The organism is Variovorax sp. J2P1-31 (assembly GCF_030317215.1).
Taxonomy (GTDB): domain Bacteria; phylum Pseudomonadota; class Gammaproteobacteria; order Burkholderiales; family Burkholderiaceae_C; genus Variovorax.
In genome coordinates, this window is sequence record NZ_JASZYA010000001.1 from 1323610 (window position 1) to 1346050 (window position 22441).

Here is a 22441-nt window from a genome sequence, read left to right on the forward strand (position 1 = left end):
CGCGACGCGACCATGCGCCGTGGGTAGCAGCCCACTTCCTTGGCCCGGATCCGTGGGCGCCGCCTCCGCCGCCCGTACCGCCCGCCAGCTCGAGCGCCAGCATCCTGAGGCAGGTGAAGGTGCTCAATCGCCGTTTGCGAAGGTGAACGCGTGAGCACTAAAGCAGAAATAGTCCTCGCCGCGACCGACCGATCGGCTGCGGCGTTTGCAGCGGTCAGCCGGCACTTCGATAACCTGCAGGCAAAGGCGAAAGCGATAAAGGGCGGCCTGGCCGGAGTCGGATCCGCCCTCGGCGCAGGCTTGGTCGTGGCGCAAGGTCGCGGCCTGATCGACATGCTCGACGGCCTCGACGACATGAGCGAGAAGACCGGCATCTCGGTCGAGAAGCTCAGCGAGCTCCGCTATGCGGGCGAGGTCGCAGGCACCCCGATCGAGGCGCTCAGCGGTGGCTTCTCCCGCCTGGCCAAAATGATGGGTGAGGCCGCCGGCGGAAACAAGGAAGCCGTCTCAACCTTCAAAGCACTCGGCGTCGAGTTCAAGAATGCCGACGGCACACTGCGCAGCACGGACGACGTCCTGGGCGATCTCGCCGATCGATTTGCGACCTACGAGGATGGAGCTGCAAAGGCAACGCTCGCTCAGAAGATCTTCGGGAAGAGCGGGGCTGAAATGCTGCCGCTGCTCAACCTGGGTCGAAAGGGAATTGCGGATCTTCGCACCGAAGCCGAGCAGCTGGGCGCGATCTACGGCGGCGCTCTTGCGAAAGAGGCCGCAGATTTCAACGACAACCTGAAGCGCCTCGAGCTGGCCTCGCAGGCTGCCGCCATCTCCATCGGCGGCCCGCTGCTGAAATCCCTGAGCAGCCTGCTCAACCAGTACATTGAGATCAAGAAGCTGGGCGCAGTTGGCCTGGTGATCAAGGACATCGGCCTCGGCGCTCTTGATCCGAATTTCTCAAAGATGTCCATGAACGCCGGCGCGGACATCAAGAAGCTTACGGCCGAGCGCGCGCAGCTCCAACGCGACATCGATGAGTCCTTCGGAAAGAACGTCGGCGGCCCGAACGCGGTCGCGATGGCGAACAAGGCCCGCCAGTTCGACCTCGACAACCTCAATCGCTACATCGAGATCGCGAAGGCCCGCCAGCGCGTCGAAGCTCTTTCCAATGCCGATCCGAACGATTCAAACGACGCGGTCTCTCGGCGGTTTCAGCGGGAAAGCCCCAAGGTTGCTGCGCCGATCCTCGCGTCGGGTGGTGCAGGCGCAAAGGCCAAGGATCCTGAGGCCGATGCGAAGCGCTACCTCGAGACCCTCGAGAAGCAGGTCGAGAAGGCCAAGGATCTCAGCCAGGTCGAGATCACGCTGGCCGAGATCCGGCGCACCCGTGCCGAGGGGAAGACCTTCAGCGACGAAGACAAGCAGCGCGCGCTGATTGCCGCGGCGACCATCGACATCGAGAAAGAGCGCGACGAGAACAAGAAGGCGGCGCTCTCCGCGCAGCAGGAAGGCCAACGCCGCTTGCTCGCGATGCAAGACGATGAACGCCGGATCATCGAGGCGACGCGGACACCGCTCGAGAGCTACAACGCCGCGCTCGAGCATCTCAACAAGTTGCGCACCGAAGGGTTTCTGCAAGGCGACGCCTACGGCCGCGCCATCGCAGCAGAAGCCACCAAGTATGGCGAGGCGAAGGCCCAACTCGACGAGCTCACCAAGCACACCGACGAGTTCTCTAAGCAGGCCGCGGAGAACGTCCAGGGCGCGCTGGGCTCCGGCCTGGCCGACGTGCTCGACGGGGAGTTCGACAACATCGGCAAGAACTTCCAGAAGATGCTCAATCGGATGGTCGCCGAAGCGGCGGCAGCCCAGATTGCCCGCTCGATGTTCGGCGACATGGTTTCCGGCGGCTCGGGCTCGGGCTGGTTCGGGTCGGCCCTAAGCGGCTTCGGTGCGCTGTTCGGCGGCGGTTCCGGGTACAGCGCCGCAAATCAAGCCGGCCTTGACGGTTTGATCACCGGCCTCAGCGGCGTACCGAAGTTCGATGTCGGCACGAACTACGTGCCCCGCGACATGCTCGCCATGATCCACGAAGGCGAGGCCATCGTGCCCAAGGCCTACAACCACGGCGACGTGGGGTCGCCAGCGGGCGGCATGACCTATGCCCCCAGCTACGCCATCCAGATCGATGCGCGCTCCGACAAGGGCGAGATCTACGCCGGTGTGCAGCGCATGCTGAATCAGAACAACAAGGCGCAGTACGAGATTTTCCAGCGCATGAAGATTGCCCCCCAGTCATGAGCATCATCCAGATCCCGGAAGACCTGTCGATCATGCGGCAGGACTTCGGCGTAAAGAACTTCGACCTGACCTCGGAGGGCGGCGACACAGGCTCAGTGCAGACGTCTGTACTGGGACCGCCGCGATTCACCTGTTCCATCGTGAGCAACGATCGCGAGGAAGAGGACGCCGCCGCCGCCTGGCGTGTGCTGATGCTGGCACTCAGGGGCCGCATCAACCACCTGGCGGTCTACGACATCGCCCGCCCACACCCGCGTGGCTCGGCCCGTGGCGTGTGGATCACGGCAGGCGGGGGCGCCGGCGTCAACTCGCTGGCCATCAGCATCGGAGCCGACCAAGCGGGAGCGACGTTGCTCGCCGGCGACTACATCGGCGTCAATCAGGCGTCCGTCGGCCGCCAGTTGCTGCACGTTCAAGCCGACGCGATCGCCAATGCCGGGGGCGTGATGATCGTTACTTTCGAGCCTGTGCTGCGGCTCGCTGTCGCAGCGGGTTCTGCGGTCGTGTGGGATCGCCCCACGTGCCTCATGAAGCGGACCACGAGCGAGACCTCATGGTCGCAGCACGGCGGCGAGCTGCAGGGGGGCTTCAGCCTGGACCTCATGGAGGCTTGGCAGTGAGCATCGCTACCAATTCCGGCTTCAACGCCGTTGCGTCCTCTCCGGTCCTCGCTGAGATGGCGCTCGTCGAGCTGTTCTGCCGCTTCGGCACGCCCCGATACACCACCTGGCCTATGAATGTCGAGGCGCGCGGCCACATCTGGCAGGGCGTAGGCAACCTCGGTTCGATCGGGGAGGTTCACGAGAGCGAGGACGGGGCGGAAGAGAAGCTCAACCTGACGCTGTCGGCCGTTGATCTGGGCACTCGCGCGCTGGCACTCGGGGACCCCAACGACTACCAGGACCGCCCCATGCGGTTGTATGTCGCGATGGTGAACGTCAACACCTACCAACTGAGCGGTGAGCCGGTCATGCGCTTCGCCGGCGTGATGGACACGCTCGACGCTCAGCGCGATGGCACGTCCGGGACCATCACTCTCAAGTGCCGCACGGCCTCTTACGACCGACGCAACAACCCTTCAGCGCTCCGAATGAACAATGCACAGCACCAGGCACGCCATCCGGGTGAGCGTGGTTTCGAGTACCTGACCTCGCTCATTGGCAATCAGGCTGTCTGGGTGTCCAAGCGCCTCCAGGCTGAGCTCAATGCACGTCTGAGGGCGAAGGGATGACGGGGGCCAATCTCGACGCCTTCATTGCTGAGCGTCGCTCGCGCCCCTTCGAGTACTTCCATCACGACTGCGTGCTGATCGCTGCTGAATGGGTGATCGCGAAGACTGGCACCGATCCGCTGAGCGACCTGCGTGCAGCGGGTGGCATCTACGACCGACGCAACCTGCTCACGGCGCTGCGGCTCGTACGTTCTTCCGGCGGCTTCGAAGCCGTGGCCAGCGCGCGACTCGGTGCTGCGCATGCTGGCCTGATGGCGCAGCGCGGCGACGTCGTGCTCGCACGAAGCGGTCGCAGGGTGGGGCGGGTCAGCGGGTACAGCTTCGGGATCTGCACCGGCTCGCACCTGGTGGTGCCCGGTGACGATCGCCTCGAGTTCCTGCCTCTGACCGCGGGGGTCGCATCGTGGCGCCTTTGATTCTTCGCGCCCTTGTACTTACCGGCCTGCTGGGCTTCTGCGGGGCGGTGTCGGCTGAGCCGGTGACGGCTGCGATCGCCGCGTGGTGGGCTGCTGCGACTGTCGCGCAGATTGCCATGGTGGCGCTCTACGTGGTGTCGGTGGCCAACACCATCTATGGGTCGATTCAGACGAAGAAGAGGGCGAAGGCCGCTGCGCAACGGGCGGCCGAGCAGGAAGCTGCGAACCTGCGAGATCGCACCGCGCTGATCATCCAGGCGGAGTCGCCCTTCGTCACGATCTACGGCTCGCCGGCGCCGGTGGGCGGCACCGTGCCGGCGGTGTTCACGAGCGGCCAGCACGAGCAGTTCTCTCATTTCATCTTCCTGATTGCGTCCCACGAGTGCGCAGGCGTGGATGCGATCTATATCGGTGGTGAGCACGTCGGGAACTTGGACCCGCAGGGCTATGCGGACGGCGCGAATTTCCAGCTCGATGAGGGCGTGAGACGCCTCGAGATCAAGGAGTTCGAGCTCGCCGAGTTCTCACGGGAGACCGAGGGCGGCACTGAGATTTATCCGGATGGCTACTGGATCCTGCCGCTGCGGCTGGACGTAGATGGCTTTGATCTGCAGGGGATCACAGACCTCAATGGCAACCCGCTTACCGGCGTGGTGCTCGGGCAATTGCCGAACTCGTTCGGTGGGCGTGCACTTGTCGGCCAGAAGGGTGTCAAGGGCCGCGTCTCCTACTGGGTCAACGGCCCCGGCGCTGCCCTCAACGTCCAGATCCACACCTCGCCAGGTGGTGTGGACACAGCCGATGCCTTCTTCCGTGCCGCGAGGCCGGACCTCTGGACCGAGGCGCACAAATTCAGCGGTTATACCTACCTCGCGGTCACCGTCAATAAGCTCCTCGAGCGCTTCCAGGGCGGCATACCCGAGATCACGGTGAAGGTCCGTGGGAAGCCCGTCTACGACTTCCGAACCGGCACCATCGCCTACAGCCGGAACAACGCGCTTTGCCTCGCAGACTTCATCCAGTCCGAGGTCGGCTATGGCGCCGCGCTGGAGCACATCAACGTCGAGGACGTGATCAGCTCCGCCAACATCTGCGATACGTTCGTCTATGCCGCGGCCGATGTGGATGCAGACCCCGCAAGCTACGGCGGCTCGCGGGCCCGCTACCTGTGCGACGGCATGTTCCGCAGCGATCAGGATCGGGATGCGACGCGCCAGCAGATCGAAGACTCGATGGCCGGCTTCAGCCTGGAGTCGGGTGGGGTCTGGCGCATCTTGGCGGGCGCGTGGACCACGCCCGTCATGGCACTCACCGACGACGACATGATCGCGCCGAGCTCGGTGGTCCAGACTGCGAACCCTGGCACCGCTCGCTATAACGGCGTCCGCGGCACCTACGTCAATGCAACGCGGAACGGCGTCACCGAAGACTTCACGCCGTACTTCAACACGACGTTCTTGGATCTCGACGAGAAGGAGAAGGTGCGCGATCTGGTCCTGTCCTTCACAGGCGACCATGTTCGCACGCAGCAGCTGGCCCGCGTCGTCGTCGAGCAGAGCCGGGGCGGCTTCGTGCTGCAGATCCATCCGTCGCGTAAGGCATGGCACCTGCAGCCAGGCGATCGCATCGTTCTGAGTGACCGGCTCAATGGTTTCGAGAATAAGCCGTTCCGGGTGCAGGACTGGACGTACAGCCCTGCATCGCCGCTCTCCCTGCAGGTGGTCGAGGACGAAGAGTCTTTCTACGACCTGGCCGACGAGACACGGGCGGACCCTTCGCCAAACACGAGCCTGCCCAGCCCTTTCATCAAGCCGGGCCCGCCGCTCGATCTGGTCGCAATCAGCGGCGAAAGCCAGATGGTCCAGCAGGACGGCGTCATGGTGGTGCGCGTGCATGTGTCGTGGGCACAGTCGCCCGATGCGATGGTGCTGCAGGCTGGGACGACGCGTCTGCAGTGGCGACTCGCTGACGGCGGCCTGGCGTGGCAGACGGTCGACCTGCCGGGCGATGCGACAGAGTTTTATCTGCTCGGCCTCGAGGTGCACAACGCCTACGTTATCCGCGTGCAGTTCCTGACCGCCTATGCCAGCAGCAACTGGTCGGTGATTCAGCATGAGGTGCACGGCCTCGAAGGGCCGCCTGACAGCGTGCTGGGCCTGCGCGTCGAGCCCGAGCTCACGGGCATCTTCGCGTACTGGCAGGAGCCGGAGGGCATCGACCTGCTGGGCTGGTCGGCGACGCAGCTGCGCCGCGGGCCGAGCTGGGAGCTGGCCGAGGGCAACATCCTGTTCGACGGCCGCGCCGCGAGCGCGAACCTCGGCTGGTTTCCCGCAGGTAGCCAGGCCGTCTGGGCCGCCCACCACAACACCATCGACCAATGGTCGGAACCGGTGTTCAAGACGATCGAGATCGAACCGCCGGCCCAGTCTGACCCGCACGGCACAGTGAACAACCGCAACACGGTCGCGCTGCTTTGGCAGGACTGCAAGACCACGCAGCCGATCGCGCACTACGAGATCCGGATCGGGGAGACCTGGGAGACGTCCACGGTTGTCACCCAGATCCTCGCGCTCAGCTGGAGCGGCGTGCAGCCTAAGTTCGGCGAGCACCGCTACTGGGTGACGGCCGTCGACGTCGCTGGCAACCGCGGTGCGCCGGGCTACACCTACGCCGTCACGTTGGGATCGCTCGACAGCGTGATCGGCAACCTGCGCGGTGTCGTGCAGGCCTCGCTCGACGAGATTGCAGCGCTGCAGGCGCAGGGCCTGCTCTTCGCCGACAAGCAGTTCGTGGCCGTGCACTCGAAGGTCAACCAGAACCAGGCGGTGGTGAGCAGCCAGCTGTCGACCTTCGCCGATGAGCAGGGCGCCCTTGCATCGCGCGTCGACATCGTGGCGGCGATCACCGACCTGAACACTGCTGCGATCGTCGATGAGCGCGAGGCCCGCACCACTCAGTACAGCGCCATGGCCTCGCTGATCACCACGGTGCAGTCGAGCGTGGGCAGCCTGTCGGCGACGGTCGAGGTGCAGAGCAACACGCTGGCCAGCCTCAATGGCAACGTCGCCGCCCAGCACATGATCCGCACCGAGGTGATCACCGCCCTGGGCAAGCGCGCCATGGCTGGCCTGTCGCTCGGCGTCTCGAGCAGTGGCGGTGGCGCGGCCACCCAGTCGGAGGCCATCGTTTTCGCCGATCGGTTCTATGTGGTGGCCGACGTCAATGCGACCGCCCTGGATGCGCCGTTCCGCGTCGAGGGCGGCATAGTCTTTATCAACGTCGCCAAGATCAAGGACGCGGACATTGGCACGCTGAAGGTGGCCGGCTTCGCCCTGGGCATCTCCCTGTCGGCCGACGGTCTCTCTGCTGCGGGCGTGTCGTTCACTGTGCCGGCCGGCCAGGTCTGGCGCGCATCCGCGCTGGCGGTCGGCGGTAACTCCGACGAGCTTCCTGAAGCGCGCTTCGAGGCCCAGCTCTCGGTCACCGGCGCTTCGGCGATCGCGCGCGCGCGGTCGACTATCACACGGGAAGGCGCTGGCACTGAAGGAGGGGCCAGCTACTTGTTCCAGTCGCCCACCCTCTGCAACGGCAGCCTGGTCGACTACGGACCCGGAACCCATTCCATCCTTGCCACCTGGGGAACCTCGCCGGTCATCTCGACCAGCGCACCGGTGATCCTCATGGTGGAGATCCAGAAGCGAGGCGCCTGATGAGCGAGACCGCAACCCCTCCGGGCTCGTGGCCCTTCTGTGCGCTCGACGCCAACGGCCGTGTCGTGATGCGTGGGCAGACCATGGCCATGCCCCAATTCCCGGGCTTGACGGTGCTCGCGCAAGAGGCACCGCCGGACGTCTATCGCGGTGCCGACGGCTGGGTGCAGATGCCCCTGCAGCCCAGCGAGCATCACACCTTCGATTGGACCGCCAAGGTGTGGGTCGACCGCTCCCTTGAGCAGCTCCGCACCGCCAAGCTGGCCGAGATCAATCGCAGCTTCAGCACCGAGTCGGCTGCACTGATCGCAGGGTATCCGGTCGAGGAGCGCCAGACCTGGGCCGCGCAGGAAGCCGAGGCGCTGGCCTGGGCCGCCGACCACGAGACACCCACGCCGTACCTCGATGGCATCGCCTCTGCGCGCGGCATCGACCCCGCTGACATGCGCGCGAGAACCTTCGACGCGGTCAAGACCTTCCGAACCGAATCGCAGTGGCTTGTCGGCACCCGCCAGGCCCTGCGCGATGCCATCCAGAACCCCGACGCCACGCGCGAGCAGATCGCGGCCGTGGCGTGGCCCACCTTTCAGGAGTAGCCCATGCCCGAAATCATTGCCCTCGAGAAGCCAATCACCGATGCCGAGACCGGCGCCGTGGCCACGTATCACGTCGTCACCCACTACGGCTGCATGCTGTCCAACGACACCAGCAGCGTGGTGCTCGCCGGCTACGTCTCGCGAGAAGCGCACCAGGCGAAAAAGCGACCGATCATGCATTCGGCTGCCCAGCTGCAGCTGCGCCCGACCGGCGATTGCGCGGCCTGGCCTGCATGGTTCTGCCAGCGCCTGCTCGAGAGCGTGAAGCCGGGCGATGCGCTGGCCGGCGCCACGCCGGTGTTCGCGGGCGAAGACGGCGAGGTGCAGGCATGAGCGAAGGCACCTGGTATCGCACTGGCCTGGTCTCCCTGGCCAACGGATCCGACTTGGTCGCCGGCGTCGGCACCGAATTCATTGCCAACGTGCTGCCCGGCGCGATCTTCTTCGCGCCCGAAGGGCTGTACGAGGTTGAGCGCGCCGTGAGCGACACGCAGCTGAAGCTGGTCAAGGCCTATGCCGGGCCCACGGTCGCCGGCGCTGAGTTCGCCATCGCGCCGACGCAGGGCGCCGTCGTGCAGGCCACGAAGCAGCTGCAAGCCTTTCTATCGGAACTCGGCGAGCTGAAGCAGGCATGGGAGAGCGGCGAGCTCGACCCCAAGGGCCTGGCCACCAAGGGCGTCAAGAATTCGGTTGAAGATCTGCCCGCGATCGGAAACACGCCCGGCGATGCGTGGTTGGTCGACGGCGTGCTCTACATGTGGACCGGCTCGGCGTGGAGCAATCAGGGCTCGACGGTTACCACGCCCGAACTTGAGGCAGTGCGCGACCAAGCCATTGCGGCAAAGGACACGTCGCAGGCCATCGCCGTGGCGTTCGGTGATGTCGCCGGCGCGGTAGGTGCCGCGACGACGCAGGCTGACATTTCCACCGGCCAAGCCGTCGCGGCCAAGGCGGCGGCGCTTGCAGCCGCTGCCGCCCAGACGGGTGCGGCGACATCGCGCGACGCGGCTCAGCTCTACGCCGGCATCTACCCGACCACGGCCGCAGGCCTGGCCGCAACCGGCAGCACGGCCAACAAGTTCTTCAGCACCCCCGTGCCTGGCAGCGTCGATGCGCTGATCCTCTGGGAGAACGTGGGGGGCGTGGCGACCGAGCGCACCCGCTTTGCGTCTTCGGACGCAGTGCGAAAGCCGGTGTGGACGGGCAAGAGGAGCGCATGGGTCGATCCGTTCTTCCGCCGCAGCACGCCTGGTGTGAACGTCGGCAGCCGCAAGCAGTGGATGTCGCTCGATGGTGCGAACTACCCGTGGACGCTGGTCGCCAACCCTGTCTTCAACGGCAAGGCCATCCGCCGCAGCTTGGTGAGCAACGTGCAGCTGAGCGGCCCGGTGCTTTGGTACTCGGACATCGGCGCGGCGCCAGGCGACACGGTGACGGTTTGCGCGCTGTTCGTCGGAACCGGCGGTGTGGTGCAGATGCCGACGCGCAGCTACACCGCGGGCAACGTCGCCGCCGAAGGGCAGGCCAACGCGACGACCGAAGCGGGCGCGGGCACCATCACGACGACGGCACAGCCGCAGCTGCTGCGCCGCACCTTCGTGATTCCTGCCACTGGCGACTTCCTGTTCCTCTACCCGTACTCAAACACGCCGTCGACGTCGTTCGACATCGTGAGCCTCTGGATGTTCAAGGGAGATGCTGCCGGCCCGGTCTGGCCGCCCATGGCTGACGATGCCGGCCTCGAGGCCAGCGTCACGGCGTTGGCTGAGAAGAGCGCCGCGACGGATGCCTCGCTCCTGAACGTCATCCCCTCGGTCGCATATGCGATCGGCTCAAAGACGGCGGTCACCGCCTCGGCGACCTCCATCGTCGGTGCGCTCACGGGGCCGTCCACGGCCGCCCGTGATCTGCCTTTCCGCGGTTGGGGCAACCTGTTCACGCCCTCGGGCGTGTCGTTTAACGCCATTCGCGTCAAGACGCTGAGCCGGGTGGCGGGTGTCGCCGAGAGCAGCCGTGCGAGCAAGCTCTGCGTTGTGGTCCGAACAGGCGCGACGCCGGCTGGTGGTGACTCCACAGTCGTGGCCGTGGGCAGCGCACTTGTCAATCCAGCCGACGAGACCCTCAAGGACGTCATCATCGTCCTGAAGCACCCGACAACAGGGGCGGTGCGCATGCTGAGCGACGCTGACTTCGGCGCGCAGTACTTCATCGCCGTCTATGCCGAGAACGCGGTGGGTGGGGCTGCGGCGATGGGCGAGCCCCGAGGCACGAACGCCAACGTGGTTTCGACCTCGCAGACCTACTACACGATCCTTCCCTACGACCCGAAAACTGCGGCTTATTTGGCCGGGTCGCCAGGGGCGGGATCGGCGGCAGGTTTTGAGCACCTGGCGCTGACCAATCCGGTCGAGGTGATCAACTATTTTCCGTCGGCGCCATTCGTTGAAGCGGCGGTTGATCCCACGTTGCCGCCCCGCATCAAGTCGCTGGAGGACTCCGTCAAGGCACCCGTGGCCTACGCCTTCGACACCACCACGGCAGTGACAGCAACCGCCACCGACGTAGTGATCGCGGGCTCGACCTTCTCGTCTCAACCCCGCGATCTGCCTTTCTCGGGTTGGGGCGAGGTCTTCACCCCGGGCGGCGTTTCCTTCAATGCCGTGCGCATCAAGGCGCTGACGCGGGCCGCGGCCGCAGCGGCGAAGTGGCGCACCCTGAATGTGATGGTGCGCACCGCCGTGGGGGGCAACCCACAGACCAATGGCACGGTGGTGGCCGTCGGCAGCATCGTGGTGAAGGAAGATGCCAACGACCTGGCCGACATCACCATCCTTCTGCGTGACCCGTCGACTGGCGCGGTAAAGACGCTCAGCGATGCCAGCTTCACCGACGGCAAGTACTTCATCGGCGTCTATGCGCGCACCGCGGCCGGCGCTCAGGCCGCAATGGGTGAGCCGCGCGGCACCCTGAGCAACTCGGCCCTGTCGAGCTGGTACACGACCTCGAACGCGCCGCTGACGGCCGGCTGGGCGATCTTCGGCTCGGGCAGCGTGCGCATCGGCTTCCAGCACCTGATGCTCACAAACCCCGCCGAGGTGTCGGTCGTCTCCCCGACGACGGCCCTCGTGGCAGCGGTGGCCGCATCGATCGTGCCCCCCACGACCGCCCTCGACATCGTGGTGCCGCCCCACGTCTACGGCGTGGTCGGCAGCGAGTGCAACGTGTATCTGGACAACCTGTTCTTCGACAGCGCGCGCGACTACTTCCTCGATGTCACCTCGGCCGTGGGCAATGGCCAGCAGCAGGAGGAGCGTTGGACCTGGACGCCCGCCGCGGCCCAGGCCACCGGATCGCTGACGTTCGCCGTGCATGAGAAGCGCACCGGCGCGCTGCTGGTCAGCAAGAGCACCATCGCGCGTGCCGCCGCGCTCAATGCCGGCGCCGGCGTGACCCAGAAGGTGCTGCGGCTCGGCGACAGCCTGGTCAACGCTGGCGTCGTGGGCCAGACGCTTCTCGATCGCGCCGCGGCCGACGTGATGAAGATCGAGTTGCTCGGCACCCGCGGCACCGGCCTCAACCGGCACGAGGGCCGCGGCGGCTGGTCGATAGCCGACTATTCGACCGCCGGGCGCACCAACTACAGCTTCACCGTCTCCGGCGTCACGACGGCCCCGGCGATCAACTCCACTACCTACACCAACAACGGCAACACCTACACCGTGCAGGAGGTCGCGCTGACCGGTGGCGCCGGCACCATCATCTGCAGCGTCGACCCTCTCAACGGGGCACCCACCGCCAGTGGGGTGCTCACCAAGGGTGCAGGCGCGGGAGACGTCACGATCGCCTTCAGTGCCTTCTCCACGGTGCCCGGCAATCCCTTCTGGCGCGGCGGCGCGCTGAATTTCGGGCAGTACCTGACCGACTTTGGCGTCGCCGTGCCGGATTGGGTGTTTCCGAGCCTGGGCATCAACGACGTCTTCAGCGTCACGTCCGATGCCCTGGCCATTGCAACGGCCACCAGCGCCTTCACGAACTTGGATGCGCTGCTGGCCAGCATCAAGGCTGCCGGGCCCGGCATCCGCATCGGCCTCGTGATTCCGACGCCCCCGGCGGCCAGCCAGGACGCATTCGGTTATGCCTATGGCACCGGCCAGCCCCGCTTCCGGGACAAGCGCAACATCATGTTCTGGGTGCAGCAGCTGATCGCTAAGTACGCGGGCCAGGAGGCGAATCGGATCCACCTGGTGCCGTCGAACGTGGCGCTGGACACGGTCAGCAACTATCCACTCGCCGCCGCGGCTCCGGTCAACAGCAGGAACGCCGCCGTGCAGGTCCAGCGCCAGAACAATGGTGTGCACCCGGCCACGAGCGGATACCAGCAGCTAGGTGATGCGGAGTTTGCGTTCCTGAAGTACCACGCCTAGGCGCTGCTCTCGAAAGTCCCATTTCTTCCCTAGAAACGGGACGCCGTCACTCCGAGACTTGGCCTTCAAACCGAAGGCCTCACCACGTGATCTCACCCCCACTCAAACCCGCTTCGGCGGGTTTTTTATTGCCTGGAGCACCATGAAGACGCACTTCTCCTGGATGGTCCGCTTCTACGTGAGCAGCTCATGCCTTGTCACCGCGGTGATCGCAATGCTTGATCCGTGGAGCCAGCACCGGGAAATCATGGCGCAGGACGGGCTAAATGGTCTCGTCGCCTTCACGCTCCTTGGAGCTGTTGCGATCCTCGGGCTCCTTGACGTGCTGGTGAACGACTGGCTTCCTGAGCGCTTCTCCGTCCGTTGGACGCATCGGCATCGGCACATCGTCTTCATGGGCCTCGCGCTATCGCAGTGCGCCATGGCCTTCGTCGAGGTGAGGGCGGACGAGGTACGGCCCGTGGTGGCGCGCTACCTCCTCGATGCGTTCGTGGCCCTGCTGGTCGCCTGCATCGGCGTTTATTGCCATTACTGGGAAAACCAGGACGCCCGGGAGGTTCGGAAGTGAGCCCCCTGCGCATCCTTGCCATTCTGAAATTTTTGCTCCTGTGCTGCTGGCCGCCGGCGGCGTGGGCCGCGAAGCTGACCTTCGACCAGGCGCTCGCCCAGATCACGCTGCGCGAGTCGCTGTTGCTGTGCGTGTTGATGACGCTCGCCGGCGTGACGGCACTCTTGTTTCGCATCAGCAACCAGGTCAACGCCGGCATCGACGGCGATGTACCGATGAAGCCTATCCGCAACCTTCCGCTGCTGGTCAGCGCACACATGTGCGGCTCGTGGCTCGCTGGCATTTGCGCGTTCTTCCTCGCATCGCACTTCGACATGCCCGGGCTGATGGTCGGCTTCTTCGTTCCCATGGTGAGCTTTGGCGGCGCGAAGTCGCTCGAGCTTATGTACAACAAGTTCGTGGCGGACCGGATGGCCACACGGGCAGCAGCTGGAGGCAGCACATGAAACTGACCGCACATTTTTCCCTTGAGGAATTCACGGCGAGCGAGACCGCGGCGCGCCGCGGCATCGACAACTCGCTGCCCGCCGCCTTGCAGTCGGCGGCAGTGCAGACGTGTGAACTGATGGAGCGGATCCGAGCCGAGCTCGCCCGCCTGGCTGGCCGCGAGATTCCGATCATTGTCACCAGTGCCTATCGGTCGCCCGCATTGAACGAGGCGATCGGCAGCGGCAGCGGCAGCGATCACTTGCGCGCGATGGCTGTCGACTTCAAGGCGCCGGCATTCGGCACGCCCTACGACGTCGCGAAGGCGCTGGCGCCGAAGGTGAGCGAGCTGGGCATTGGCCAGCTGATCCACGAGTTCGGATCCTGGATCCACGTCAGCACGCGGCGGCCGGCGAAGGACGTGAACCGCATCATCACGATCAGCAACGCAGGCACGGTCGCAGGGGTGCAACGGGTATGAACCCCGTGTTGATCGCGTTCCTCATCAGCCTGGCCAGCAACGCGGCACTCGGTTGGGCCTGGCTGGGAGCCCGCGACGACGTGACAGCCCTCACTGGCCAGCGGGACGAGGCCCGCGCCGACGCGTCAGCCTGCAGCGATGCCACGGAAGCTTTGCGCGAGCAAGCCGACAAGCGCGCGGCAGAGGCAAAGAAGGCCACGGCCGCGGCGCGGGCGGCGGCCGCAGACAAGCAGAGCAAGGCGCAGGCAATCCTATCCACCCCTCCAAGCGTGCCGGGTAACGACTGCGCCAGTGCTCGAGATCGGGCCGATGACTGGCTGCACGGGAGGGCGCGATGAAGCGCGTGGCGTTGCTTTGTGCGCTGCTGCTGGCCGGCTGCGCGTCGACGTCACACCAGGTGAAGGTGCCGGTGCCCATCGAATGCCGTGTCGACGAGCCTGCGCGGCCCGCCATGCCCTCTGATGCGCTCACACCAGGGGTAGACCTCGATCGCTTCGTCGCAGCCCTCACAGCTGAGATTGAGATCCGCGAGGGCTACGAGGGCGAATTGCTGGCCGCGTTGCGGTCATGCACATCGCTGCTTACATCCGCAAGCAGCACGGGTTTCCGCGTTAGCTATCGGAGAATGCGGCAGTTCCCGTACTCGCACCGGATGGCCATCGCATCGCCGTTTGAACAGGGGACGCTATAGGTCTCGAATCCGGGACCTTGAGCAGTCAATGCGGCCCTTGGCAAATTCGAGCAAGCTTGCGTCTTTGCAAGCAGCTCAGCTTGATAGGCTGACTTCCCGTTAGAGCCGCCCTCCGGGGCGACGACACTAGAGGACACCGCACCGCTGCCCATCGCAGGCGCTAGGTTTACAGACCCTGCGCCGACAAACTCACTACGCAGGTTTTCCAACATCGTCTGGATCGTCTGGTTGTGACTTTGCGTCATGTCATGAACACGCTCGAAGCCAGAGCCCGGATTCGTGACGATCTCTGCTCTGCCAAACACTTTCACCCCGTTTGGCTGCTCAATGAGAGTGAAGTGCAATCGATTTTCAGGGACCGAGTCGTATCGAGACCCGAAGAGCACATTTGCCGTTGTGTCCGTGGAGCGTTGCGTTGCCACAATTTGGTACTCCGTCACAGACTTTAGTGTCAACCCGCGCGACGCCACGCGCTCAACGATCCGGTCGGCCAACTGCTTCCGAGTCACTGATTCGATGACGACTTCAGGATTCCCTGATGGGGTTGTCAGGGGCGGTCGAGGCGCAGCACAAGCCGTGAGGAAGGCCAAGGCAGCGAGCAACAGATAGCGCATTCGATCTCCTCAATTGTTAGAGCGCCGAATATAGGGCACTCCCTCGAAATCTCACCTGCGTCGGCGCGCGTATGTGCCATCCATGGTCGAGCCGATCTTCTGGGTCCTCCTACGCTCCTCGGCTGCCTCCTGTTCCCGACGGGTGAATGCTCTCGCATGCGCCGCAGTGACGTCACTGGGTTTATGTTTGTCGAGGTGAATGGGTACACACCACCAGGTCTGAGGGTAGTCGTTGCTCTTGATGTTCTTGATGCCTCGACTGGTCGGAATGATCTCGGTGCCGGTGATCAGGATGCCGTCCTTCTCGATCTTGAGGAGCCGCGCTTGGTCTAGTACCGGGATCACGTAGGTCGCGCCGTCCGCGGCCAGCAATTGCGCCTTCATGATCTTGTATTGGCCGCGCAGCAACCGAATGCCGTAGCGCAGCTCGCCTGTCACTCGCAACAGACGGATGTCATCGGGGTGGAGCGGCTCGCCCCCGCGGCGGATTCGATAAACGGCGCAGAACACTGTACAAGCATACAGTATTGGGCGAGTTTGCACGTTATGCTCAGGTCCTCAACAACGGTGGAGATGGCTCATGGGTGTGCCTGATGTAACGCAACTCCTCGACCACAAGTGGGTGATCTCGGCTGTATCGCTCGTGATCGGCGGGTTGATATCCAACCTGATTGGAGTTTTGCGCTCGCGTGTCCGCGTGCTCGAGTACTCCGTCGCCCATGATCGAGTTGCGATCGCTGCCAACGACCTGATTTTCGGGACGGTCCAAGTGAGTTGGAACGGGCAGGATGTGACCAACCTCTCGTTCAGCAGAGTGCTTCTCACCAATGGCACCGGAAAGGATCTTGCGGATTTGTCGCTCAAAGCATACGCCGGCCAGGGGACCACGCTGCTGACACAACAGCCAGGAATCATGGGTTTATCCGACGTGTTGCCCTTCACTGCATCGTACGAGGCCGCGTTGAAGGTTTCTCCTGGCGAAGGACCGACCGACGCACAGCGCGCCCTCTATCACCGCGAGCGTCGATACACGGTGCCGGTCTTTAACCGAGGTCAGACCATCGAGTTGAGGTATCTCACGATGACCGGGCCGAACGTGGGCCCCAGTGTGTGGCTCGATATGCAGCACGTCGGCCTAAAGTTGGTCCACCGTGAACTCGTACCACTGGTACATGGTGTGCCGCTCAAACTGGCACTCGCGATTGGCTTGGTGTCTGTCGGCATCATCTACGCGCTATCCAGTCTGTTCATCCAGGAGTCTTGGGCGGCCGCGGGAATTTGTCTGCTGGCCGGCCTCTCTGCCCAACTGCTGGGCGCGGCGATCTTCAAGGCGTTCCGCGGCGTGACGAGGGTCGTGCTTCGGTAGGTCGGTGGGCCAATGGATGCATCGAGCGTTCGAATCCCAAGCGGAAGTCACAACTCTTTTGTAGGTAGTTCTGTAGGCAGATGAAGAAAAAAGGGGCTGCAGGCCGCATAGATGCTTGATTCATGCCTCCCTCCGGTTCCGCCAGGATGCTGAAGCCCCGTTGATCGATCGATCCACGGGGCTTTTTTTCGTCGGTCCCTTTCGTTGAGCGCTGCAGATTCGTTCGGCGAGCGCCGTCATCGTCCCCGATCGGTGACATTCGACAGCCGTGCGCTCACGGCGCTTCCCGCCACCGTTCGAGGTCGGTGGCCGCGAGCGCAACGGTCGGCGTCATGGGTTCTGCCTGCGCGAGCATGACGCGCGCCGAGCGCATGGCTTGCGCTTGCGTGAGGGCACCGGACCCCTCAGGGACCGCATATCGACATGCGTTTTTCTCCCTTGCCCCGGCCGCGGCAAATCTCGACGATCGACGCTTCGCCGTTCATTTCTCGCGTCCCCATGTCTCTTCAACAACAGCTCCGTCCAGGAAGCGTCCTGCGGATCCTGATCCTGGCGGTGGCCTCGCTCGCAGGTGCTGCCCACGCCCAGCAAGGCGGCACCCTCAACCTCATCGTCCAGCCGGAGCCGATCTCCATCAATCCCGGTGTCAATCGCCTGGGGCCCGCGACCTTCGTCGGCAGCAAGATCTACGACTCGCTGCTGGGCTACACGCAAAAGGACGTCGCACCGGTCCCGCGCCTGGCGCAGAGCTGGAGCATCTCCCCGGACGGACTGACCTACACCTTCAAGCTGCGGCCCAACGTGGTCTGGCACGACGGCAAGCCCTTCACCTCCAAGGACGTGGCCTTCAGCATCGGCGAATTCCTGCCGGCGATGTACGCCAACTCTCGCCACCTGCGCGAGGAGATCGCGCGCATCGAGACGCCCGACAGCCTGACGATCACGGTCGTGCTCAAGGCGCCGTCGCCGGCCTACATCCGCACCTTCAACCTGCCGATCCTGCCCGCCCACAAGTACGTGGGCGTCACCGATTTCCGCAATGCGCCCGCCAACGCCGAGTTCGTCGGCACGGGGCCCTTCAAGTTCGCCGAGTGGAAGAAGGGCAGCTTCATCCGCCTGGTGCGCAACGAGAACTACTGGGACAAGGGCAAGCCGCACCTGGATGCGGTGCTGTTCCAGATCATCCCCGATGCGAACTCGCGCGCCATCGCCTTCGAGACGGGCAAGGTGGATGTGCTGCGCGCGGGCGACGTGGAGAACTTCGACATCAAGCGCCTGGCCGCGCTGCCCGGCGTCAGCCTGCGCGAGGACGGCTGGGAGTACCTGCAGCCCGTCGGCTATGTGCACCTGAACAACCGCATTCCGCAGCTCGCCAATCTCAAGGTGCGGCAGGCGATCGTGCATGCGATCGACCGCGACTTCATCATCAACACGATCTTCTCGGGCTTCGGCAAGCCGATCAACGGGCCGCTGTCGCGCCTGTCGCCGTACAAGGATGCGAGCGTGGAGACCCCATACCCCTTCGATCCCAAGCGGGCCGCCAGGCTGCTGGACGAGGCGGGGTATCCGGCCGGTGCCAACGGCGTGCGCTTCGAACTGCGCCTGGTGCCCTTGCCCTATGGCGAGCTGTGGTCGCGCCAGGCGGAGTACCTGCGCGAAGCCCTGGGGGCCGTGGGCATCAAGGTCAACATCGTCTCCACCGACGTGGCGGGCTGGTACAAGCGCCTGGTCAGCTTCGACTACGACATCGCGCAGAACTTCGTCTACACCACGCCGGATCCGGCCATCACGCCGACCTTCACCTACAAGACCCTCAAGGGCAACGACACCGGCTCGACGGGCGGCAACGTCAACGGCTACTCCAACGCCGAAGTGGACGCCTTGCTCGAGAAGGGCGCGCACGAGCGGGACGAGGCCAAGCGCCGGCAGATCTATTCCAAGGTGCAGCAGATCGTCTCCCGTGAAGTGCCCATGGTCTGGACGCACGACATCGTGTTCCCCACGCTCTACCGCAGCAAGGTCAAGAACCTGATCACGTCGGCCCTGGGCACCGACGACAACTTCGCGACCGTCGAGCTCGGCAAATGAACGCCGCGGCGGCCGTGGCGGCGCGGCTGGGCAAGGCGGCCCTGACCCTCCTGGCGGTGGTCGTCGTCAGCTTCCTGCTGATCCGGCTGGCGCCTGGCGATCCGGCGCAGATGCTGGCCGGCGACTCGGGCTCGGCGGATGCCGCCTTCGTGGCGGAGATACGCCGGGACTTGGGTCTGGACCAGGGGCTGGACGTGCAATTGAGCCGCTACCTGAAGGCGGTGCTGCGCCTGGACTTCGGCGTGTCCTACCGCGAGAAGCGGCCGGTCGCCGACATGGTGCTGGAGCGCCTGCCCTCGACGCTGCTGCTCACGACGTCGGCGCTCGTCTTCTCGATCGTGGCGGGCATCGCCCTGGGGGCCCTGGCGGCGCGCAGGCCCGGTTCGCTGCTGGACGGCGCCATCACGGCCGTGTCGGTCACCTTCTTCGCCATGCCCATGTTCTGGGTCGGGCTCATGTTCATCATCGTCTTCGCGGTGCGCCTGGGGTGGCTCCCCTCCTATGGGATGCTGGATGCCAGCGCCGAGGCGCAGGGCGGATGGACTGCGCTGGCCGACCTGCTCAAGCACATGGTGCTGCCCGTGCTGACCTTGGGGCTCTACTACATGTCCATCCTTGCGCGGGTCAGCCGGGCCGCCTTGCTGCAGGTGGCCGGGGCCGATTTCATCCGCACCGCCCGGGCCAAGGGGCTGTCGCCGGGCCTGATCTGGCGCGACCACCTGTTTCGCAACGCCTTGCTGCCCATCCTCACCGTGGTCGCATTGCAGGCGGCGCAGCTGGTCGGCGGCTCGGTGCTGGTGGAAACCGTGTTCGCGTGGCCGGGCATCGGGCGCTTCGCCTTCGAGGCCCTGATGACACGCGACTACAACGTGCTGCTGGCCGTGTTCATCCTCACGTCCTTCGGCGTCATCGTCGTCAACCTGCTGGCGGACATGCTCTACCAGGCCATCGACCCGCGCATCGACCGGGCCAGCGCGACATGAGCCGGCGTCCTGCACATCCCCTGCTGCGGCCGCTGGTGCTGTTCGGCTTCGCGGTGCTCGCGCTGCTCCTGTGCTGCGTGGTGCTTGCGGACTGGCTGTACCCCGGCAACCCCTGGCGCATGGTCGCGCAGCCCAACCTTCCACCGCTGTCGCCGGGCTTCCCCGCGGGCACCGACATGCTGGGCCGCGACCTGGCCGCCGGGCTGGTGCATGGCTCGCGCGCCACGCTGGCGGTGGCCTTCAGCGTGGTCGCCATCGCGATCGGCGTGGGCGTGCTGCTGGGCCTGGCCGCGGGCTACCTGGGCGGGAGCGTGGACGCTTCGATCATGCTCGCCACCGAATTCTTTCAGTCCATCCCCGGCCTGCTGCTGACCATCATCATCGTCGCCATCCTGTCCGCGACGCCCGCGCACATCGTCTTCTCCATCGCGTTGATCGCGTGGCCGCCGATCGTGCGCGTGGTGCGGGCCGAGGTGCTGACGCTGCGTGCGCTGGACTGGGTGCGTGCCGCGCGCGTCAGCGGCCTGTCGACAGCGCGCATCGCGCTCCTGCATGTGCTGCCCAACGTGCTGCCGCAGGTCATGGTGCAGGCCTCGCTGATGCTGGCGGGCGCCATCATGATCGAGTCGGCGATCAGTTTCCTCGGCCTGGGCAGCCGCGATTTCATTTCCTGGGGCTTCCTGCTGGGGTCCGGGCGCACGTCCTTCCAGGTGAACTGGTGGCTGTCCACCTTGCCCGGCCTGGCCATCTTCTTCACCGTGCTGGCCTTCAACCTGATCGGCGATGGCCTGGAACGCTGGCTGCATCCGAAGTCGGCCCGGGGGCACGCATGACCCGGCAGCCGCCCCCGATCGAGCGCGTGAACGCGCCCCTGGTGCAGATCCATGACCTGGACATCGCGCTGCCGGCCGATGCCGACCGGGCCTTGGCGGTGGAAGCCGCATCGCTGACGATCGCGCGCGGCGAAGTGCTGTGCATCGTCGGCGAGAGCGGCTCCGGGAAATCGGTGCTCGCATCGGCCATCGCCGGACTGCTGCCCGGCGACACGCTGCGCGTCGCGCGCGGCAGCCTGCACTTCGACGGGCAGGACGTGCTCGCCATGCGCGAGCCCGCGCTGCGCCGCCTGCGCGGCGCGCGCATCGGCTACGTCTTCCAGGAGCCCATGACGGCGCTCAATCCGCTGCTGACGGTGGGCCGCCAGATCGCGGAGGCCCTGACGGCGCACGGGATGCCGGCCGCGCCGGACCAGATCGCCGAACTGCTGGCGGCCATGCAGCTGCCCGAGCCGCGGACCCTGGCCAGGCGCTATCCGCACGAGCTGTCCGGTGGCCAGCGGCAGCGCGTGGCGATCGCCATCGCGGTCGCCTGCGGGCCGGAACTGCTGATCGCCGACGAGCCCACCACCGCGCTGGACGTGACGACGCAGGCCGAGATCCTGAAGCTGATCCTGGACCTGCGTGCGCAACGCGGGCTCAGCGTGCTGTTCATCACGCACGACTTCGGCGTGGTGCGGGACATCGCCGACCGCGTCGCGGTCATGCAGCACGGCCGCATCGTCGAACAGGGGCCGGCCGCCGCGCTGCTGGGCCAGCCGCGGCACGACTACACACGGCGCCTGCTGGCCGCGGTTCCCAGGCTGCAGGCCGACCGGCCCGCGCCCGCGCCGGGCCGTCCGTTGGTCCTGGCCCTGGACGGCATCGAGAAGCACTATGCGGGCCGGCGCCATGTCCTGAGCCGGCAACGCAAGATCACGCAGGCATTGCACGGTGTCGACCTGAACCTGCGCGCGGGCGAGACCGTCGCGCTGGTCGGCGAGAGCGGTTCCGGCAAGTCCACGCTGGGGCAGATCATCGTCGGCCTGCTGGACCGGAACGCCGGCGGCTTCGCGCTGGAAGGGGAGGCCATCCACCAGGCCCGCGACCTGTTCAGCCCCCGATGGCGTCCCGCGGTGCAGATGGTGTTCCAGGACCCGCAGTCCTCGCTCAACCCGCGCCACACCATCCGCCGCATCCTGACCGAGCCGGTGCTGCTGCAGGGCGTCCCGCGCGCGGAGGCCGAGGCCCGCATGGCCGACCTGCTGGTGCGCGTGGGCCTGGAGCCTTCCGTGGCCGACCGGCGTCCGCATGCCTTCTCCGGCGGGCAGCGCCAACGCATCGGGCTGGCGCGCGCGCTCATGATGCGGCCGCGCCTGCTGGTCGCCGACGAGCCCGTCTCGGCGCTGGACGTCTCGGTGCAGGCCCAGGTGCTGCAGCTGCTCGACGAACTGCAGCGCGAACTCGGGCTGGCCATGCTGTTCATCACCCACGACCTGCGGGTGGCCGCGCAGGTGGCCGACCGCATCGCCGTCATGCAGCACGGCCGCATCGTGGAAGAGGCCGCCACGGCCGCGCTGTTGCGCGCCCCGCGGTCGGACTACACCCGGGCCCTGCTGGCGGCCATCCCCGGCGAGCGCGCGCACGCGCCTGCGCACGGCCTTGCGCGCCCGCCGGCCAGCACTTCCGCGTCGTCCCTCCGGATCCCCGACGCATCCACCGTCTGAAGGAAAGAAC

Annotated in this window: 19 protein-coding genes; 18 read left to right on the forward strand and 1 reads right to left on the reverse strand. The window is 65.8% G+C overall.

What is annotated here, in order from left to right:
• The first annotated feature begins 150 nt into the window (after positions 1-150).
• From QTI20_RS06115 to QTI20_RS06175, 13 genes are all read left to right on the forward strand, one after another.
• A complete protein-coding gene (locus QTI20_RS06115; protein ID WP_286549282.1) occupies positions 151-2298 on the forward strand; it encodes a hypothetical protein in 2148 nt (715 codons plus the stop codon).
• Positions 2295-2918, forward strand: coding sequence for a hypothetical protein (locus QTI20_RS06120; RefSeq protein WP_286549280.1), 624 nt, complete (start codon positions 2295-2297; stop codon positions 2916-2918). The genes QTI20_RS06115 and QTI20_RS06120 overlap by 4 nt, the downstream gene beginning before the upstream one ends.
• Positions 2915-3529: a hypothetical protein gene (locus QTI20_RS06125; RefSeq protein ID WP_286549279.1), complete on the forward strand. Its 615-nt coding sequence runs from the start codon at positions 2915-2917 to the stop codon at positions 3527-3529. The genes QTI20_RS06120 and QTI20_RS06125 overlap by 4 nt, the downstream gene beginning before the upstream one ends.
• Complete coding sequence (locus QTI20_RS06130) at positions 3526-3945, forward strand: DUF6950 family protein (protein ID WP_286549278.1); 420 nt, start codon at positions 3526-3528, stop codon at positions 3943-3945. Before QTI20_RS06125 ends, QTI20_RS06130 begins: the two co-directional genes overlap by 4 nt.
• Positions 3933-7655 carry a phage tail tip fiber protein gene (locus QTI20_RS06135; RefSeq protein ID WP_286549276.1) on the forward strand — a complete coding sequence of 1241 codons (3723 nt, stop codon included), beginning with the start codon at positions 3933-3935 and terminating at the stop codon, positions 7653-7655. The genes QTI20_RS06130 and QTI20_RS06135 overlap by 13 nt, the downstream gene beginning before the upstream one ends.
• On the forward strand, positions 7655-8251 hold the full coding sequence (locus QTI20_RS06140; RefSeq protein ID WP_286549273.1) for a hypothetical protein: 597 nt from the start codon (positions 7655-7657) through the stop codon (positions 8249-8251). Before QTI20_RS06135 ends, QTI20_RS06140 begins: the two co-directional genes overlap by 1 nt.
• 3 nt (positions 8252-8254) lie before the next feature.
• Positions 8255-8584 carry a hypothetical protein gene (locus tag QTI20_RS06145; RefSeq protein WP_286549271.1) on the forward strand — a complete coding sequence of 110 codons (330 nt, stop codon included), beginning with the start codon at positions 8255-8257 and terminating at the stop codon, positions 8582-8584.
• On the forward strand, positions 8581-12675 hold the full coding sequence (locus tag QTI20_RS06150; protein ID WP_286549270.1) for an SGNH/GDSL hydrolase family protein: 4095 nt from the start codon (positions 8581-8583) through the stop codon (positions 12673-12675). The genes QTI20_RS06145 and QTI20_RS06150 overlap by 4 nt, the downstream gene beginning before the upstream one ends.
• A 142-nt stretch (positions 12676-12817) precedes the next feature.
• A complete protein-coding gene (locus QTI20_RS06155; protein ID WP_286549268.1) occupies positions 12818-13243 on the forward strand; it encodes a hypothetical protein in 426 nt (141 codons plus the stop codon).
• Entirely contained in the window at positions 13240-13689 is a 450-nt protein-coding gene (locus QTI20_RS06160; protein WP_183025681.1) for a hypothetical protein, read from the forward strand. Before QTI20_RS06155 ends, QTI20_RS06160 begins: the two co-directional genes overlap by 4 nt.
• Positions 13686-14150 carry a D-Ala-D-Ala carboxypeptidase family metallohydrolase gene (locus QTI20_RS06165; RefSeq protein WP_286549265.1) on the forward strand — a complete coding sequence of 155 codons (465 nt, stop codon included), beginning with the start codon at positions 13686-13688 and terminating at the stop codon, positions 14148-14150. Before QTI20_RS06160 ends, QTI20_RS06165 begins: the two co-directional genes overlap by 4 nt.
• On the forward strand, positions 14147-14488 hold the full coding sequence (locus QTI20_RS06170) for a hypothetical protein (protein WP_286549263.1): 342 nt from the start codon (positions 14147-14149) through the stop codon (positions 14486-14488). The genes QTI20_RS06165 and QTI20_RS06170 overlap by 4 nt, the downstream gene beginning before the upstream one ends.
• Positions 14485-14841, forward strand: coding sequence for a hypothetical protein (locus tag QTI20_RS06175; protein ID WP_353507259.1), 357 nt, complete (start codon positions 14485-14487; stop codon positions 14839-14841). Before QTI20_RS06170 ends, QTI20_RS06175 begins: the two co-directional genes overlap by 4 nt.
• A gap of 665 nt (positions 14842-15506) precedes the next feature.
• Here the strand turns inward: QTI20_RS06175 and QTI20_RS06180 are convergent.
• Positions 15507-15998: a hypothetical protein gene (locus QTI20_RS06180; RefSeq protein ID WP_286549262.1), complete on the reverse strand. Its 492-nt coding sequence runs from the start codon at positions 15996-15998 to the stop codon at positions 15507-15509.
• A 37-nt stretch (positions 15999-16035) separates the two neighbouring features.
• Here QTI20_RS06180 and QTI20_RS06185 point away from each other — a divergent pair, with 37 nt between their 5' ends.
• The 5 genes from QTI20_RS06185 (at position 16036) to QTI20_RS06205 (ending at position 22431) form a co-directional block, all read left to right on the forward strand.
• Positions 16036-16821: a hypothetical protein gene (locus QTI20_RS06185; protein ID WP_286549260.1), complete on the forward strand. Its 786-nt coding sequence runs from the start codon at positions 16036-16038 to the stop codon at positions 16819-16821.
• A 498-nt stretch (positions 16822-17319) separates the two neighbouring features.
• Positions 17320-18909 (forward strand): ABC transporter substrate-binding protein, encoded by a 1590-nt coding sequence (locus QTI20_RS06190; RefSeq protein ID WP_286549259.1) that lies wholly within the window; start codon positions 17320-17322, stop codon positions 18907-18909.
• Positions 18906-19892, forward strand: coding sequence for an ABC transporter permease (locus tag QTI20_RS06195; RefSeq protein ID WP_286549257.1), 987 nt, complete (start codon positions 18906-18908; stop codon positions 19890-19892). The genes QTI20_RS06190 and QTI20_RS06195 overlap by 4 nt, the downstream gene beginning before the upstream one ends.
• Positions 19889-20725, forward strand: coding sequence for an ABC transporter permease (locus QTI20_RS06200; RefSeq protein ID WP_286549255.1), 837 nt, complete (start codon positions 19889-19891; stop codon positions 20723-20725). The genes QTI20_RS06195 and QTI20_RS06200 overlap by 4 nt, the downstream gene beginning before the upstream one ends.
• Positions 20722-22431: a dipeptide ABC transporter ATP-binding protein gene (locus QTI20_RS06205; RefSeq protein WP_286549253.1), complete on the forward strand. Its 1710-nt coding sequence runs from the start codon at positions 20722-20724 to the stop codon at positions 22429-22431. Before QTI20_RS06200 ends, QTI20_RS06205 begins: the two co-directional genes overlap by 4 nt.
• The last annotated feature ends 10 nt before the right edge of the window (positions 22432-22441 follow it).